This is a genomic window from Tardiphaga sp. 813_E8_N1_3, assembly GCF_051811025.1.
Lineage (GTDB): Bacteria > Pseudomonadota > Alphaproteobacteria > Rhizobiales > Xanthobacteraceae > Tardiphaga.
This window is the reverse complement of record NZ_JBPWQE010000001.1, coordinates 1,277,402-1,294,406: the sequence shown is the minus strand read 5'-3', so window position 1 is coordinate 1,294,406 and position 17,005 is coordinate 1,277,402. Positions and strand designations below refer to the sequence as shown.

18 protein-coding genes are annotated in these 17,005 nt (G+C 61.5%); 5 read left to right on the top strand and 13 right to left on the bottom strand.

The window, feature by feature from the left end:
* The first annotated feature begins 212 nt into the window (after positions 1-212).
* Genes AB8A33_RS06095 through AB8A33_RS06085 form a run of 3 tightly spaced genes read left to right on the top strand, consistent with a single transcriptional unit; the run spans position 213 to position 2,598 of the window.
* Positions 213-1,433: an NAD(P)/FAD-dependent oxidoreductase gene (locus AB8A33_RS06095; RefSeq protein ID WP_439091950.1), complete on the top strand. Its 1,221-nt coding sequence runs from the start codon at positions 213-215 to the stop codon at positions 1,431-1,433.
* Positions 1,434-1,449: 16 nt separating this feature from the next.
* Complete coding sequence (locus AB8A33_RS06090; RefSeq protein WP_439091949.1) at positions 1,450-2,235, top strand: IclR family transcriptional regulator domain-containing protein; 786 nt, start codon at positions 1,450-1,452, stop codon at positions 2,233-2,235.
* Between the two features lie 15 nt (positions 2,236-2,250).
* On the top strand, positions 2,251-2,598 hold the full coding sequence (locus AB8A33_RS06085; protein WP_439091948.1) for a 5-carboxymethyl-2-hydroxymuconate Delta-isomerase: 348 nt from the start codon (positions 2,251-2,253) through the stop codon (positions 2,596-2,598).
* A gap of 260 nt (positions 2,599-2,858) precedes the next feature.
* Here AB8A33_RS06085 and AB8A33_RS06080 read toward each other — a convergent pair whose 3' ends face one another.
* The 10 genes from AB8A33_RS06080 to phnG form a co-directional block, all read right to left on the bottom strand.
* Positions 2,859-3,158: an HU family DNA-binding protein gene (locus AB8A33_RS06080; RefSeq protein ID WP_068735221.1), complete on the bottom strand. Its 300-nt coding sequence runs from the start codon at positions 3,156-3,158 to the stop codon at positions 2,859-2,861.
* A gap of 251 nt (positions 3,159-3,409) precedes the next feature.
* The gene (locus tag AB8A33_RS06075) at positions 3,410-4,030 is read right to left on the bottom strand and encodes a pyridoxamine 5'-phosphate oxidase family protein (RefSeq protein WP_115030117.1); all 621 of its coding nucleotides are present in this window, start codon (positions 4,028-4,030) and stop codon (positions 3,410-3,412) included.
* 23 nt (positions 4,031-4,053) lie between these two features.
* On the bottom strand, positions 4,054-4,632 hold the full coding sequence (gene phnN / locus AB8A33_RS06070) for a phosphonate metabolism protein/1,5-bisphosphokinase (PRPP-forming) PhnN (protein ID WP_439091947.1): 579 nt from the start codon (positions 4,630-4,632) through the stop codon (positions 4,054-4,056).
* A complete protein-coding gene (locus AB8A33_RS06065) occupies positions 4,629-5,783 on the bottom strand; it encodes an alpha-D-ribose 1-methylphosphonate 5-triphosphate diphosphatase (protein ID WP_439091946.1) in 1,155 nt (384 codons plus the stop codon). Before AB8A33_RS06065 ends, phnN begins: the two co-directional genes overlap by 4 nt.
* Before the next feature lie 11 nt (positions 5,784-5,794).
* Positions 5,795-6,496 (bottom strand): phosphonate C-P lyase system protein PhnL, encoded by a 702-nt coding sequence (gene phnL, locus AB8A33_RS06060; RefSeq protein WP_439091945.1) that lies wholly within the window; start codon positions 6,494-6,496, stop codon positions 5,795-5,797.
* Between the two features lie 7 nt (positions 6,497-6,503).
* Positions 6,504-7,328, bottom strand: a complete 825-nt coding sequence (gene phnK, locus AB8A33_RS06055) for a phosphonate C-P lyase system protein PhnK (protein ID WP_439091944.1) — start codon at positions 7,326-7,328, stop codon at positions 6,504-6,506.
* Positions 7,321-8,205 (bottom strand): alpha-D-ribose 1-methylphosphonate 5-phosphate C-P-lyase PhnJ, encoded by an 885-nt coding sequence (locus AB8A33_RS06050; RefSeq protein WP_439091943.1) that lies wholly within the window; start codon positions 8,203-8,205, stop codon positions 7,321-7,323. Before AB8A33_RS06050 ends, phnK begins: the two co-directional genes overlap by 8 nt.
* Entirely contained in the window at positions 8,202-9,308 is a 1,107-nt protein-coding gene (locus tag AB8A33_RS06045; protein ID WP_439091942.1) for a carbon-phosphorus lyase complex subunit PhnI, read from the bottom strand. The genes AB8A33_RS06050 and AB8A33_RS06045 overlap by 4 nt, the downstream gene beginning before the upstream one ends.
* A gap of 2 nt (positions 9,309-9,310) precedes the next feature.
* Complete coding sequence (phnH, locus tag AB8A33_RS06040; protein WP_439091941.1) at positions 9,311-9,919, bottom strand: phosphonate C-P lyase system protein PhnH; 609 nt, start codon at positions 9,917-9,919, stop codon at positions 9,311-9,313.
* Between the two features lie 2 nt (positions 9,920-9,921).
* On the bottom strand, positions 9,922-10,383 hold the full coding sequence (gene phnG, locus AB8A33_RS06035) for a phosphonate C-P lyase system protein PhnG (RefSeq protein WP_439091940.1): 462 nt from the start codon (positions 10,381-10,383) through the stop codon (positions 9,922-9,924).
* Between the two features lie 125 nt (positions 10,384-10,508).
* On the opposite strand from phnG, the gene phnF reads away from it, so the two are divergent.
* The gene (gene phnF, locus AB8A33_RS06030) at positions 10,509-11,243 is read left to right on the top strand and encodes a phosphonate metabolism transcriptional regulator PhnF (RefSeq protein ID WP_068735417.1); all 735 of its coding nucleotides are present in this window, start codon (positions 10,509-10,511) and stop codon (positions 11,241-11,243) included.
* Here the strand turns inward: phnF and AB8A33_RS06025 are convergent, their stop codons facing one another.
* From AB8A33_RS06025 to AB8A33_RS06015, 3 genes are all read right to left on the bottom strand, one after another.
* Entirely contained in the window at positions 11,244-11,711 is a 468-nt protein-coding gene (locus AB8A33_RS06025; protein ID WP_315843247.1) for a nuclear transport factor 2 family protein, read from the bottom strand.
* 81 nt (positions 11,712-11,792) lie between these two features.
* Positions 11,793-12,239 carry a tol-pal system-associated acyl-CoA thioesterase gene (gene ybgC, locus AB8A33_RS06020; RefSeq protein ID WP_439095867.1) on the bottom strand — a complete coding sequence of 149 codons (447 nt, stop codon included), beginning with the start codon at positions 12,237-12,239 and terminating at the stop codon, positions 11,793-11,795.
* Between the two features lie 319 nt (positions 12,240-12,558).
* On the bottom strand, positions 12,559-15,342 hold the full coding sequence (locus tag AB8A33_RS06015; RefSeq protein WP_439091939.1) for a UPF0182 family membrane protein: 2,784 nt from the start codon (positions 15,340-15,342) through the stop codon (positions 12,559-12,561).
* Positions 15,343-15,579: 237 nt separating this feature from the next.
* On the opposite strand from AB8A33_RS06015, the gene rocD reads away from it, so the two are divergent.
* Positions 15,580-16,797 carry an ornithine--oxo-acid transaminase gene (gene rocD, locus AB8A33_RS06010; RefSeq protein ID WP_439091938.1) on the top strand — a complete coding sequence of 406 codons (1,218 nt, stop codon included), beginning with the start codon at positions 15,580-15,582 and terminating at the stop codon, positions 16,795-16,797.
* Positions 16,798-17,005: the final 208 nt, after the last annotated feature.

Here is a 17,005-nt window from a genome sequence, read left to right as displayed (position 1 = left end):
GAACGAACGTGCGAATATTATCGTTGGACTAATTCTAAGCAAGCGAAATTTTACAGCATGAATTGATGCGTTAGTGAGCAAACGCAGCAATTCGCGCTCAAAGCATCACCTTGCGCCGAGCGAACACTTGTTCAATATACGGACGCAATTCAGGAGCTGATGATGTCGAAGATTTTGAATTCGCGTGTGGATCGGACCCATGGAGCGCGCTCGTGAGCGGCCTCGTGATCATTGGCGCCTCTTACGCGGGCGTCCAGGCCGGCATCAGCGCGCGCGAGAAGGGCTATCAGACGCCGATCCGCATCGTCGCCGATGAGATCCATCTGCCCTATCAGCGACCGCCGCTGTCCAAGGCATTTCTCTCCGGCGACGTTGCGCACAACAGTCTTTTCCTCCGCGGCGAGGACTATTTCAAGACCCAGGGCATCGAACTGGTGCTGGGCCATCGCGCCATCGGACTCGATCGCGCGGCCGGCCGGATCGCACTGGACGGCGGCGACAGCCTGCCTTTCGATCAGCTTGTCATCGCCACCGGCTCGCGCGCGCGACGGCTCAGCGTGCCCGGCCATGAGCGCGACGGCATCGTCTATCTGCGCACGCTCGATGACGCGCTGCATCTCAAGCCCCGGCTCGAAGCAGCCAACGATGTCGTCATCGTCGGCGGCGGCTTCATCGGCCTCGAAGTGGCATCGACTGCTGCCAAGGCCGGCAAGAAGGTGACGCTGATCGAGGCGCAGTCGCGCCTGTTGGAGCGCGCGGTATCGCCGCTGATCTCGCAATTCCTTCTGGATAGCCATCGCTCCCATGGCCTCGACATCCGCTTCAACGAATCCGTCGTTGCCATCGAAGGCAACAGCGCCGTGCATGAGGTCGTCTGCTCCAGCGGCCTGCGGGTGCGCGCCGACCTGATCGTCGCCGGCATTGGCGGCATCGCCAATGACGAGCTGGCCGCGCAGGCCGATATCACCTGCACCAATGGTATCGATGTCGACGAACATGGCCTGACCAGCGCGCCGAACATCTATGCCGCAGGCGACGTCAGCAATCACCACAACGGCTTCGCCGGCCGCCGCGTCAGGCTGGAAGCCGTGCAGAACGCCACCGATCAGGGCAAGGCTGTGGGTGCGATGATCGCCGGCAAGCCGGAAGCCTATGATGCGGTGCCGCGTTTCTGGTCGGATCAATATGACGCCAAGCTGCAGATCGTCGGCCTCTCTGCGCCGACCGATAGCGCGGTGATCCGCGGCTCGATGGATGATGGCAAGTTCTCGGTGTTTTATTATCGCGACGGCAAGCTCACCGCCGTCGACAGTATCAACCGGCCGGGCGACCAGATGATCGCGCGGCGCCTGATCACCGCATCACTGTCGCCGACGCCGGAGCAGGCCGCCGACCTGTCATTCGATCTGAAAAAATTCGAAGCAGGCAAATAGGGCGGACTCACGGCTCATGCCCAAAATCAAGCGTCCCGACGACGAACGCGGCAATACCGACTTCATCGAGAGCCTCGATCGGGGCTTGAGGGTGTTCGAACTGTTCGGCACGCAATCCCGCCCGATGACGCTGAGCGACGTCGCCAAGGCCGCCGATCTGCCGCGTGCCACTGCGCGCCGCATCCTGTTTACGCTGGAACGCAAAGGCTATGTGACCAGCGACGGCAAGCTGTTCGCGCTATCGCCCCGCGTCCTGGCGCTGGCTGGCTCCTACATGACGTCCAATCAGGTCGTCACCATCCTGCAGCCGGTGCTCGACAGCATCTCCAGCAACGCGCAGGAGATTTCTTCACTGGCCGTGCTTGAGGGCCACGAGGTGATCTTCGTCGCGCGCGCCAGCCCGGCACGCGTGTTCTCCGCCGGCATCGATCTCGGCTACCGGCTGCCCGCGTTCTGCTCGTCGGTGGGCCGCGCCATGCTCGGCAAGTATTCCAACGACGACCTCGCCGCGACGCTGGAGGCCATGGATCTCGTAGCGATGACCCCCTTCACGGTGACCGACAAGGAACTGCTGAAGGCCACCATCATCACCGACCGCGAGAAAGGCTACTCGCTGGTCGACCGCGAGGCCGAACCGGGCTTCCGCTCGATCTCCGTGCCGGTGCGGCGCTACGATGGCGCGATCGTCGCCGCCATCAATATGGGCGCCCATGTCGACCGCGTCTCCACCGGGGAAATGATCGACCGCTTCCTGCCGCTGCTGCGCGATGCCGCCGACTCGGTAAAGTCGCTGCTTCTTTGACCCAACTGGACAGCTATGCCGCATATCGTCATCGAACACTCCACCGAAGGCCATGGCAGCCTGTTCGACGCCACCAGCCTGATGCAGGCCCTGCATGATGCAGCAGCCGCCACCGGCGTGATGCAGGCGGGGGACATCAAGGTCCGCACGATGGCCTATGCGAATTATCTGGTGGCGCGGCAGCACGACGGCTTCTGCCATGTCACCGTATCGATGCTCGAAGGCCGCACGCCCGAGCAGAAGGTTGTCGTCAGTGAAGCGCTGCGGGCAGCGATGGCCGAACTGCTGCCACAGACCAAGAGCCTCAGCGTCGATATCCGGGACATGGACCCCATCGCCTACAAGAAGCGGCTGAACGAGTAAGCCCCAACTCTCCGTCATGGCCGGGCTTGTCCCGGCCATCCACGCCTTCCTTCGCAACCAAGACGTGGATCACCGGGACAAGCCCGGTGATGACAGCATTTGGCGTGGCGGCGGAGCACGTAGGATGGGTAGAGCGTCTTCGCGAAACCCATCCTACGGCCTCATCAGAACGACAACGGCGCAGCATCCCCAAGGAAGCCGCGCCGTCCTCAATTTGAATTGGCTGCGGCCGCCTCACGACAGCCGCGCCGCAGGTCCGCTTAGACCGCGTCCTTCGCAGCCTTGACCGGGCGAGCGCGCACGATCTTGCGGGCCGGCTTGGCCTTGAAGGTCATTGCTTCGCCGGTGAAGGGGTTGGTGCCCTTGCGTGCCTTGGTGGCGGGCTTCTTGATGACAACGAACTTGGCGAAGCCGGGAACGAGGAACACGCCGCTCTTCTTCAGCTCTTTGTAGCCGAGGGTCGCCATGGTCTCGATGACGCCCTTGACGTCCTTCTTCGAGAGCTCAGTGGTCTCAGCGATTTTCTCGATGAGCTGCGACTTCGTCATTTGGTCTGCCATTTTGCACCTTTTGGTTTGCCGTGATTCGGTGAGACAGACACTATGAGGAATTACGGGAAAAAACCCGTGCTCAATGAAATTTTCACAGATTTTGCCGGGAAAAATGGTGTTTTTTGACCACCAAACCCCGATTCGACTTGTACGGCAGGGTTTCGGGACCCTCGCAAGCGCAAAATACTTGAAACAAAGGGCCTACGGATTCGCCGAAGGTGACGGAAACGCACCGCAAAATCACCCGCAGATTCGCCCCCTCACCACATGGTCTGGCGCGCCCTTTCCGGCCATTGCCGGTCATATTCCGGACCGCCGACCCGGCGCTCGCTCATCTCTGCCAGGATCTCGCCGGGCGTCGGCAGGGTCTTCGGGTCGACGCGTTTGTCAGGGTTCCAGAGATCGGACCGCACGATGGCGCGGGCGCACTGGAAATAGATCTCCCCGACCGTCATCACGATCACCGTGCGTGGTGCCTTCTCCTCCACGGCGAAGGACGCCAGCAGGTCCGGATCCGTTGAGAGATGCGCCGTCCCGTTGATGCGGAGCGTGGTGCCGGCGCCGGGGATCAGGAACAGCAGCGCGATGTTGGGATCGCGCACGATGTTGCGCAGGGAGTCCACGCGATTGTTGCCGCGGCGGTCCGGCATCATCAAAGTGCGCTCGTCATGGATCCGGACGAAGCCCGGTTTGTCGCCGCGCGGTGAGCAATCCAGCCCCTCCGGGCCGGTGGTCGCCAGAGCGGCGAAGGGCGAGACCTCGATCAACCGCCGGTACTGCGCCGTTACGCAGTCCGCTACCTTGGCGGTGGATGCTTCGCCGATGTCATCGAAACGGCCGTAGATCTCTTCGAGCTGCTCGATGGTTTCGATCACCGACATGGCCGCACTCCCCTCCGCCGTATCTATTGACCCCTGATGACCCGTATCAGGTCATCCGCATGATCTTCCGCGACACCGATATTGTTGATCGTGACGTCGGCACCTGATGTCTCGACGCTGCGCTTGAGCCGATCGCCGATCGGGCCATCGCTTGAGCGTCCCCGCGCCGCAAGTCGCGCCGCAAGCACTTCCGGCGGCGCCGTGATCGACACGACGACGACATCTTCATAAGCGGCACGTAGGGCCGGGATAACCGTTCGTGAGATATTGGCAACGACATTGCGGCCGGCGCGAAGCGCATCATCGATCGAGCGCGGAAGCGCATAACAAAGACCATGCGCTTCCCAGTGGACGGCGAAGGCACCGCTCGCCTGTGCCTGACGGAACGCCTCCGGCGTGACCTGCGCATTATTCTCGAATTCCGACGCCTCGCGCGTCACCACGCGGCGCGTGAACACCACATTGTCATCATCTGCGCAGGCGGCCTGCGCCAGACCGATCAGCGTATCCTTGCCGGCACCCGACGGGCCAACCACCAGCACCAACCGGCCGGGGCCGATCCGGCCTGATTGCGCTTCGGATATCGCCGCGGTGTCGGTCATGCCACGCGGTGTCCTTCGCGCCAGACGCTGCGCACCACCGGCACGTCATGGGCGACATGGACGCGGATTACGTCGGCGCGCTTGCCGACTGCGATCTCACCGCGATCCATGAGGCCAACGGCTTCCGCGGGCCGCTTGGTCACAGTGCGGATCGCCTTGGCCAGATCGATCGAAGGCACCTTGCTCGAGAGCTGCAAGGCTCCCATCAGAAGGCTCGACGGCACATAGTCCGACGACAGGATATCCAGCATGCCTTCACGGGCGAGATCGATCGCCGCGATATTGCCGGAATGCGAACCGTTGCGGACGACATTCGGCGCGCCCATCAGGATGCCGATGCCGGCCTTGTGCAGGCCCTGAGCCGCCTCCAGCGTCGTCGGGAATTCGGCCACCGAGACCTTGTCTCCAACGGCTTCGGTCACGTTGTCTTCCGTGGTGTCGTCATGGCTCGCCAGCGGAATGTTACGCTCGTGCGCTAGCGCCACGATCGCCCTCATATTGCCGGCCGCATATTGCTGCTGGCAGGCCAGGCGCTGCGCGAACATTACATCGAGCTCGGCGTCGGACTTACCGCCCTTGCCGCGATAATAGGTGCGCAGCTTCTCCTCATCGCGGAACTGGCGCTGGCCGGGCGTGTGGTCCATCAGCGACATCAGCCGGACGTTCGGCTTCGCCAATAGCGCCTTCGCTTCCTCGACCACGGTCGGCATCGGAATCTCGCAGCGCAGATGCAGGAAGTGATCGACCCGCAGGAGACTGGCTTCGCCGGCAGAAGCAATGGAATCCACCAGCACGCCGGCATAGCTGTCGATGCCCTGGCTTGAGTCCTCGCAGCCGACCCGCACCGAGTCGAGCACCGTGGTAATGCCCGACGTGGCGAGCTGGCCGTCATAGGAGACCACTGCGGCGATGGGATCCCAGAACACCTTCGGCCGTGGCATGAAATGCGCTTCGAGGTGATCGGTGTGCAATTCGACAAGACCCGGCATCACCAGATCGCCGCGCATATCCTCGCTGCCACGAGGCGCATCGCCCTCGCCGAATTCGGCAATGCGACCGTCAACAAAGGCGATCCAGCCCTTGTCGATGACGCGGTCGGCAAGAACGATCCTGGCGTTGCCGATGACGGTTTCGGTCGATGATGCGGTCATGTTTCTCTTTCTCAGGCAGCAGCGGCGGCGAAGGATGCGACGTCCACCAGCCGGTCAGCGATCAAGTGCCGCACTTCGTCGTCATGTACAATGGCGACCATGGCGACACCCGCACGTTTTTTCTCGGCGACCAGTTCGACGACAACGGCACGGTTGGCGGCATCGAGCGACGCGGTCGGTTCGTCCAGCAACAGGATAGGCAGATCGGAGATGAAGCCGCGCGCAATATTGACGCGCTGCTGCTCACCGCCGGAAAAGGTCGAGGGCGGCAGCTTCCACAGCCGCTCGGGAATGTTGAGGCGACGGAGCAACACACCCGCACGCGCCTGCGCTTGCTCGCGCGTCACGCTAGCAGCGAGCAGCGGCTCGGCGACCACATCGATCGCGGCGACACGCGGCACCGCGCGCAGGAATTGGCTGACATAACCGATGGTGTCCCGGCGCACGTTCAGCACCTGCCGCGGCTCAGCCGTGGCGATGTCGACAACGTCGCCCTTGTGGCGCACTCCGATGGTGCCGCCGTCGCAACGATAATTGCCAAAGATCATCTTCAGGATCGACGACTTGCCTGCGCCTGACGGGCCGGACAGCACCACGCATTCGCCGGGTGCCACATGAAACGACACGTTGCGCACCACCGGCAGCCGGATGCCGTCCTGCAAATGCATGATGAAGGTCTTCTCGGCGTTGCGGATATCGATCATCGGAATCATGTTGACCTCACGCCGGCAGGATCGAGGAGACGAGCAGTTGCGTATAGGGCTCGCGGGGATCGTCGAGCACCTGATCGGTGAGACCGGTCTCGATCACGCGACCGCCCTGCATCACCATCACGCGATGCGACAACAACCGTGCCACCGCGAGATCGTGAGTCACGACGATGGCCGAGAGACCAAGCTCCGAAACCAGCGTGCGCATCATGTCCAGCAAGCGCGCCTGCACCGACACGTCGAGGCCACCAGTCGGCTCGTCCATGAAGACAAGCCGCGGTTCGGTCACAAGATTGCGCGCGATCTGCAGTCGCTGACGCATGCCGCCCGAATAGGTCCGCGGCGCATCGTCGATACGCTCCGGCGAAATCTCGACGCGCTCGAGCCAGGACGACGCGGTGTCGCGGATTTTTCCATAGTGATTATGACCAACCGCCATCAGCCGCTCGCCGACATTTGCACCCGCGGACACCGCCATGCGCAGACCCATCGCGGGATCCTGATGCACGAAGCCCCAGTCGGTGCGAAACAGAAAACGCCGCTCGGCCTCGCCCATGGTCGCGAGATCGCGCGTCACGCCATCGCGCATCCGGTAGGAGACGCTGCCGGTGCTCGACGCCAATTGGCCGGAGAGGATCTGCAGTAGCGTCGATTTTCCTGAGCCGGACTCGCCGACGATGGCCAGCACTTCACCGGAATAGAGTTCGAACGACACGTCGCGGCATGCCGCAAGACGGCCATAAGATTTTCCCAGGTTTGCCGCAACAAGCAACGGCTCATCACTCGCAGGTGCGCGCACGGCCGGTGCAGTTGAATTCGCTGTAACATCAAGCATTTGCGCTCTCCGCATAAGGCGCAGCGTTCTCGCTGCCGCGATGTCCCTGTGATTGCCGCGTTTCGCAATAATCGGTGTCGGAGCAGACGAACATCCGGCTGCCCTTGTTGTCGGTGACGATCTCGTCGAGATAGCTATCTTCGGCGTTGCATAGTGCGCAGCAGGCATTGTGCTTGTAGGGCTCGAACGGGTGGTCCTCGAAATCCAGCGACACCACCGACGTATAGGGCGGGATCGCATAGATGCGCTTCTCGCGGCCGGCGCCGAACAATTGCAACGCCGCGCTGTTGTTCATCTTCGGATTGTCGAATTTCGGCGTCGGCGATGGATCCATCACGTAGCGCGCATTGACCTTGACCGGATAGGCATAGGCCGTCGCGATATGGCCGAAGCGCGCGATGTCCTCATACAGCTTCACGTGGATCAGGCCGTATTCGCCGAGCGCGTGCATGCGGCGCGTTTCGGTCTCGCGCGGCTCGAGGAAGCGCAGCGGTTCCGGAATCGGGACCTGATAGACCAGCACCTGATGCGCCTGCAGCGTCGCTTCGGGAATGCGGTGCCGGGTCTGGATCACCGTCGCATCGCCCGTGCTCGTGGTCACCGCAACGCCGGCCGTTTTCTCGAAGAATTTACGGATCGAGATCGCGTTGGTGGTGTCGTCAGAGCCCTGGTCGATCACCTTGAGCTTGTCGACGGGACCGAGGATCGCCGCCGTGACCTGCACGCCGCCGGTGCCCCAACCATAGGGCATCGGCATTTCCCTGCTGGCGAACGGCACCTGATAGCCGGGGATCGCGATCGCCTTGAGAATGGCACGGCGGATCATCCGCTTGGTCTGCTCATCGAGATAGGCGAAGTTATATGTCGGCGCGTTCATTCCGCGGCCTCCTGAAGAGCAACGGGCGTCTCGTTGGCATCGGCGAATTCCTTGCGCAGCTTGCGAAGCAGGCCGAGCTCGGACTGGAAGTCGACATAATGCGGCAGCTTCAGATGTTCGACGAAGCCGGTGGCCTGCACATTGTCGGAATGCGACATGACGAATTCCTCGTCCTGCGCCGGCGCCTTGATGTCCTCGCCGAGTTCGCGCGCACGCAGCGTGCGATCCACCAGCGCCATCGACATCACCTTGCGCTCGCTCTGACCGAAGGCGAGACCGTAGCCGCGGGTGAAGCAAGGCGCCTCGGTATCCGAGCCCTTGAACTGGTTGACCATCTGACACTCGGTCAGCGTGATCGACCCGAGAGGCACCGCAAAGCCGACATCCTCAGCCATGAATTCGACCTCGACCTCGCCAAGACGGATTTCGCCGGCGAAAGGATGGTTGCGGCCATAGCCGCGCTGCGAGGAATAGCCGAGCGAGAGCAGAAACCCTTCATCGGCGCGCGCGAGATTCTGCAAGCGCAGATCGCGATCGGCCGGAAAGCTCAGCGCATCGCGGGTGAGATCGCCGACCGGCTTCTCGGGATCTTCGATGGGCGAGGTCTCGATCAGACCGTCGCGACCGAGGATATCAGTCACACGCGGCATTGCGCCCGGCTCTGCATCGATCATGGCCGGCTGCTCCGGCGAGGATTCGCCGGTCAGCACGGGATCGAGCAAACGATGCGTATAGTCGAAGGTCGGACCGAGCACCTGGCCGCCCGGCATGTCCTTGAAGGTCGAGGAGACGCGGCGACGCACCTGCATCTGCGAGGTATCGACGGGCTCACTCGAGCCGAACCGCGGTAAGGTTGCGCGGAAGGCGCGCAGCAGGAAGATCGCCTCGATCATGTCGCCGCGTGCCTGCTTGATGGCCAGCGCCGCGAGTTCCCGATCATAGAGCGAGCCTTCGGTCATCACGCGATCGACGGCGAGCCCGAGCTGATTGGAGATCTGCGCCAGCGATACTTCCGGCACATCGCGATCGCCCCGGCGCTCATGGGCCAGCAGACGATGCGCATTCTCGATGGCGCGTTCGCCACCCTTGACGGCGACATACATGCTCAGCCCTCCTTCGCGACGAGGCGCGTGGTGCGCGGCAGCGCGACGATGGATTCGCCGGACACCAGCACGAGATCGATGCCGCGGGGAAACAGCGAGGCATTCAACGCAAGGCGATCCAACAAGTCCGGCACGCCGATTGCGGCGCGCAAGATCGTGGCGCCGTCAATACCTGGACCGCGCAGCTCATAGGCCGGGCCTTCGATCAGGCTCGCCACCTGCAGAATGATCGTGGTGGAGCGATCCGGATATTCGCCGGAGCCGAATGCAAACTGCTCGAAGGACGGCAACGCAGCGGGATCGGCGACCACGGCGAAGGCACAGATCTCAGGGTCGGCGATCACCGGCGCGCTGGTGTGAAACTTGATCCACTTGGCAACATCCATCGTCGCCACCAACTTGCTATCGAGCCACACCGGCGTGTCCTGATCGAACAGCGTCAGGGCAATGGCTGCCGCGCCGCGCATCATTGGCGCAGGCACGCCCGAAACAGCCTGAATGCGCTGCACGGTGCCGGGACGCGCCATCGCGTCCATCACCGAACGGAAGGTCGATTGCGCCGCGAGGACCTTATCCGCGAAACCGGCCGGCATTTCAGCAACTGTCGTCATGATCAGCCCTCCCCGCGTACGAGCGTGTAGAAATCGACTTTGGTCGCTGCGGTCTCCGCAGCCCTGCGCTTGCTATCGGCGACGACGCGCGCACGCAGCGGCGTGAGCACCTTGGTCTCGACAGCATCTGAAAATTCAACGGTCTGGATGAGTGCGTCGCAGAGCGCGATCAGCTGCGCCTTCGCGCCGTCACGGCCCAGCGTGTAGCCGAAGCCGACCTCACCGCTGGCAAGCCGTACAGCGGCACGCGACACCGTCGCCTCGCCGAGATTGAATGGCGCGCCATCGCCGCCGATCCGGCCGCGCAGCATCACCAGGCCGTTTTCCGGCTGACGCAGTTGTTCATGGGCGGGAACAGCCACCGCATCGAGATATCCGGCGATATCCGCCGTGGCGGAGTGCCCAAGCACCCCCATCGCCTCACGGCGCCGGGCCTGCTGGTGGTTCAGGGAGGATGAAGTCATGTCACCGCCGCTCAACAAGTTGTATGATTTACTAGACAACTTTATAGGCGGAGGCAATGACCGTTTCGTGACAGCGGCACGATTTTTCGCTAATGCGTGGTCGACATCATTCCGGGACCGATTTTGTGACCATTCAGGATAAGCCAACAGGCGTTGCATTATGGCGGCACGTCGCCGACGGCATTGAGCGCGGCATTGCAGATGGCCGCTATGGCGCTGGCGAAAAGCTGCCTGGCGAGACTGAACTGGCTGACATCTACCGCGTCAATCGCCACACCGTGCGCCGCGCATTGGCGACGCTGGCCGAACGCGGCCTGGTGCGCGCCGAGCGCGGTAGCGGCACCTATGTGGAATCGCCAAAGCTTGCATATCCCCTGCGGTCACGCACGCGCTTCTCGGAGATTGCCGGCGCCGGCGGGCGCGAGCCGCAAGCGCAATTGATCGGAGCCTGGGACGATGTGGCAACACGCGATCTCGCCAGGCAGCTTGGCCTCAAAGCCGGCGCTCCGCTGATCCGCATCGAGGCGCTGCGCCTCGCTGACAAGACACCGATCTGCGTCGGCACCAACTGGCTGTCGGCCGAACGCTTTCCTGATTTCGGCAAGGTCTATGAGCGCGTACGCTCGATGACCAAGGCGCTGGCGCATTACGGCATCAAGGACTATCGCCGCGCCTCGACGAAGGTCACCGCAGGGATCATCGACGCGACCGACGCGACACGGCTTGGTGTCGCACTCGGGCGCCCGATCTTGATTGTCGATTCCATCGATGTGGATGCCGACGGCACGCCGCTGAGCGCTACGCATTCGCGCTTCGTCGCCGAGCGCGTCGAATTCGTGGTCGATAGCGGCTCGCTTTAGTTAGAACGGGTCGGTGCCGAGACCCGGCACGTCGGCCGGACGCGGCCCCGGCGCTGGCCACAGGAAACGGCGATCCTTCTCGGCAATGGCCACATCGTTGATACTCGCCTCGCGGCGGCGCATCAGGCCGGCCTCGTCAAACTCCCATTGCTCATTGCCATAGGAGCGATGCCAGTTGCCGGCGTCGTCGTGCCATTCATATTGAAAGCGCACGGCAATGTGATTGCCGTCGAACGCCCACAAATCCTTGATCAGCCGATACTCGTGCTCCTTCGCCCATTTACGGGTGAGGAATTCGACAATCGCCGGGCGCCCCTGAAAGAACTCGCCGCGATTGCGCCAGGTCGAGTCCTCGGTATAGGCGAGCGACACTTTCACCGGATCGCGTGAATTCCAGGCGTCCTCGGCCATACGGGCCTTCTGGGCGGCGGTCTCTCGGGTGAAGGGCGGAAACGGTGGACGCGACATGGGACCCTCGGCTTTGCGATGTACGGAGATTGTAGCCCTGCCGCACGCGAAGTCGATGCCATTCCGCCTATCGGGCGATTGCTAAATCTGATCGGCCTTCATGGCAATCCGCAGCGCTTTCGGGATCGGCTTGGCGCGGCCGCCGGAGACAAAGGCCACCTTGACCTTGGCCTCGAGCAGCAACTCATCGCCGCGGCGCACTTCCTGATCTAGCATGATCGAGGCGCCCCTCACCTCTTGTGGAATCGTGACGACGTCAAGCAGGTCGTCCAAGATGGCCGGCTTTAGAAAATCAATCTTCATCGAACGAACAACGAAGGCGAAGCCCGGCGCATCCTCTCGCGCTTCTTTCAGCAGCTCTTGCTGACTTGTTCCGAGTAAACGCAAGTAGTTCGTTCTGCCGCGTTCCATGAAGCGCAAGAAATTCGCGTGATAAACAATCTGGCCGGCGTCGGTATCTTCGAAATAAACGCGGACCCGCATATGATGACGACCGTCGCGAATTTCGCCATCAAGAGAGGCTGTCACAGGAAGATTCCTCTTATCACACTTCGGGAAGTAATCGTCTTGCACAGAGACACCTTCCTCAGCAAGCACCAAACGCTTTGGGCTTGAACCTTGCTTGAGATGCACCTGAATCGTGGTTGCAGGGAGGCGCAACCATCTCAAACTGCTTTTCCAGACAGCGGCTCGAACCGCGAAGCAATCTTCGGGGGTTGCAGGATTCAGATTGGAAGTCTCCGGATTCCCAATGCGTTCAAAAGCCATTCTGACATTTCTCAGCTTTTTGGGCATTTGAGATCACTAGAGAATTTCTCTTTGTCGAATGGCAATTTGCCGGCGTTGCTCAGTGTCCCGCCGATTGCCGGCTCATTTTTTCCAAAAGATCGCGCATCGTGTCGATCTGCATGCCGAAGCCTGCCCAATCCCCAGACTTCAACAGCTTCATTGCCTGGTTGTAGCGATCAAGCGCCTCCTGCGCCCTGTTTTCCGCAGGGCTCGCACGTGGCATTTCCGTTGCAGCGCTCAGCGATGCCGGCGACGCGTTAGTTTCGATGAAAAGCGCGGACAAGGCCTCGGCAAGCGTCTCTTTCATGACGACATGCTCGCCGTAGGCGGCGATCACGCGCTTGAGCTCGGGCAAGTGTCCGTGGACCGCACGCAGGTACAGCGGCGACACGTATAGGATCGAGTTTTCGATCGGGATCACCAGCAGGTTTCCGCGGATCACCCGTGAACCCATCTGGTTCCACAACGATATTTGCTGGGAGATCTCCGTGTTCTGATGAATGCGCGCCTCGATCTGGAACGGTCCGTAGACGAGCTTCTCCTTGGGAAATTCGTAGACGATTAATTTTCCATAGTCTGGAGCGTCGCAGCGCGCTGCCAGCCATGCGATCATGTTGTCGCGTCGGCTGGGCACCATGGGGATCATGATAAAGAACTCGGCCTGGGTTTCTCCGGGCAGCCGCATCACGATGTAGTAAGGGACCATCGGCGCGACGCCGTCGCCGGCCGGCTGGCGCGGAAACTGCCAAAGATCCTCTCGGTTATAGAAAACATCGGCAGATGCCATGTGATAGGTCTGGTAAAGCTGCGCCTGAATCAGGAAGAGGTCCTCGGGATAGCGAATGTGCTTTTGCAGATCGGACGGCATTGCCGCAAACGGCTTGAAGAGCCCCGGAAAGATTCGTTGGTAGGTAGCCGCGATCGGGTCCGCCTGATCCATCAGATAAAAGTCGACACTGCCGTTATAGGCGTCGACGACGGCCTTTACGGAATTGCGGATATAGTTCAGCTTGCGGCCGGGCGCAGGCTGCGCCGAGGGAAAATAGTCGCTGATCGTATAGGCGTCCTGGATCCAGAACATCCGCCCCTCGCTGACGACCAGATAGGCATCGTGGTCGAGGCTGAGGAACGGGGCGATCATGCGTAGCCGTTCCCCGATATTGCGCCGGATCATGATCCGGCTGTCGTCGGTGATGTAGTTGGAGAGCAGCAGGTTCATGTCGTTGAAGTGGTGAGCGAAGATGATTTTTCGCACCATCCCCGTCAGAGGTATGCCCCCGGCACCGTCATAGACGGCGTATACGTTTTCACTCCCCTTCGGATAGTCGAATTCCGGCGTGGTCGTCCTGATGACAACGTAGTTGCTCTCCTCTTGTCCATAATAAATGCGCGGCTCGCGGATTTCGGGGCCGCCGTCCGCAACGGGAGGAATATCCCGCAGATAAAGCAGCGGAAGCCCTTCAGCGCTCTTGTGCATTACCGGGCTCATCACCGCTCCATTGCCGTGTGTGAACAGCAGGTGGAGGTTGACCCACGTCTGGGCGTTCGGCGGCAGCAATGAGGATCTGAGCTCGCGTGCCGACAGCATCACGCTCTGATAGGTGCCGCGAAGCCAGTAGCGATCGACATCCAGGTCGCTTAATTTGTAATAGGTGCGTATCTCCTGCAGCTGGGCGTAAGTATCCGCCAGCGGCTGCCCGTCCCACAATCTGATGTTCTCGATGGTCGCCTTGTTGGCCTCGAGTGTCGCGAAGCTAAGGTCCTGTTCCGCAGGAAAGGGCTTGGCGGCGATCTTGTCGAGATTATAGGCTTCCCTGGTCAGACGGATGCTGCGTTCGATGTAGGGCCGCTCCAGTTCCAGTTCGTTCGGTTTCACGTAGAACCGCTGAAACAGCGTCGGGATCACGCCGGACAACAGGAAGGCGCCCCCGAAGACGAGCAACATCGCGGCAGTGGGGAGCCAGTAGGTACGCGCCCACAGGTTCGCCCACGCGGCGCATGCCGCGACGATCGAAAGCCCGATCAGCAACCAGAGAACGGGGAGCTGCACGTGGACATCGGTGTAGCTCGCGCCAACCACTACGCCATTGTCTCCGTAGAGCAGCAAATAGCGGTCGAGTGCGTAGGACCATGCCTTCACCGCAAAGAGCAAGCCGAGCAGCGCCGAGCCGTGAGCAACCGCTGTCGGTGATATCGACCACCGCTGGACCTGGTATTCGATCTGACCATGCAGCCAATAGATCACTGCGGCGAGAAGCACGCTCATGAACAGCGTTAGCAATGCCCAATTCTTGATGGCGATATAGGCGGGCAGCGAAAACAGATAGAATCCAATATCCTTGTCATACAGCGGATCATTCGCGCCATATGGCACCTGATAGAGGAACTGCAGAATGATGCTCCAGTTGCCGACCTCCTCCCATGCGACAAGCAGAGCGAGGAATCCGGCGCCGCCAGCGATGGCAAGGCGCCATGGCAACCGATCACGTATGAATTCGAACGGATCGGGCAGCACCGCGGTGGCCGCAAGCTTCCAGTCGAAGTCGACGGGAAGCCGGCCTCGCCGCCGCCGGACAAGAAAAAGTGCCAGCCGGGCGTTCGCCCACGCAATGACGGCAGTTGCCGCGAAGACGACGGAAAAGACTGCGGCTTTCGCGCCGATCGATGTCCAGAAAACCTGCGAATAGCCGACCGCGGAGAACCACATCCAATCGACCAGGAAGTCGCCGACAATCGCGAGAAGGATCAGGCAAATTCCGGAGAAGATGGCAGTCACAATCACCCCGACCACGGCGTTGCGCCCTGGCGTCTTCCGTTCGGGCCCGGTAATCCCGATCGTCATGGAGGAATTATAGCAGAACGAGAAAGATGGCGGTGCCTATCGTGAGCCCTCGCACCTGTTTTTTTATGTCGGCCTCCCTACATCAGAGTTGAGGCGCGCCTCACCTTACGCGCGCCCAATCGGGAGCGCGCGCCATGAGCGGTGATCTCACGATAGAGTCGGGTTGTGCGTCTTTACCCACGGTCGGGATGGCATGCCGCGCCGGCGCGGGGGAGGAACGCGGCAGGAGCGCTTGTCATGACCGATTTCGCCGGTCTTGAAGCCCGTTTTGGCGCAGGAAACTATGCACCGTTGCCGGTGACGATCGTCCGCGGGGCTGGTGTCTACGTGTGGGACGAGTCTGGTAGACGCTACATCGACATGATGGGAGCGTATTCGGCGGCGAGCTTCGGCCATTGCCATCCGCGCCTCGTCAAGGCGCTGACAGAACAGGCACAGCGCCTGGATACGATCTCGCGCGCTTATTTCAGCGATCGGCTGGGGCCCTTCCTCGCCAGGGCTTGTGCACTTACCGGTATGGACGCCGCATTGCCGATGAACAGCGGCGCGGAAGCTGTCGAGACAGCGCTCAAGGCGGCACGTAAATGGGCCTACAGAGTCAAGGGAGTGCCGACTGACCGGGCCGAAATCATTGTCGCGGAGGGAAATTTCCACGGCCGCACCATCTCGATCGTCGGCTTTTCTTCACAAGCGCAATATCGCGACGGCTTCGGGCCGTTCCCGCCCGGCTTCACGTGCGTGCCGTTCGGCGATGCGTCGGCGCTCGCCGCGGCCATTACCCCTGACACCGCGGCCTTTCTGATCGAACCAATTCAAGGCGAAGGCGGGATCAACGTGCCGCCCCCTGGATATCTCGCTGAGGCCGCGCGCATTTGCAAGGCGAACAACGTGCTGCTGCTGTGCGACGAGATCCAGAGCGGTCTGGGACGCACCGGGCGTCTGCTCGCGTGTCAGCATGAAGGGGTAACACCCGACGGTCTGATGCTCGGTAAGGCGCTCGGCGGCGGGATGTTGCCGGTTTCGCTTTTCCTCGCCCGTCGCGAGGTCATGCAGGTTTTCACTCCCGGTGATCACGGCAGCACGTTCGGAGGAAACCCGATTGCATCAGCGGTTGGATTAGCCGCCCTCGACACGCTGATCGACGAGCGATTGATTGAACGTGCCGCGACTGTCGGCGCGCATCTCCTCGATCGGCTCTCTGCGATCAAAAATCCGATCATTCGCGAGGTGCGCGGTCGCGGTTTGTTTGCGGGGATCGAGTTACACCGCAACATGGCTAGTGCCGGTACGGTGATCAGGCGCTTGCTTCAGGCGGGCGTGCTGACCAAAGATACTCACCGGAACACGATACGCTTTGCACCCCCCTTGATTGTCGACGAGTCACAGGTGGATTGGGCGGTAGACCGATTGACCGAAGTACTTGACGAGATCGCCGCATCGACGGTTCAGGCCTAGCGGCCGCCAATGTTGGGCAAGCCCACTGTCTGAGGATTGCCGAAGCAAAGCGAAAGATTTGCCTTAGTCCGGTCTTTAGAACCGGGCGCGTTAAAGTCTGTCTCCGAAAGGCAATTACAAGCTTCCCACCAAATCGGTGTCTTCGTAATAGACGCGCACCTGCATGCGATGCAGGCCGTCGGCGATGGCGCCGTCGAGATGGGAAGTC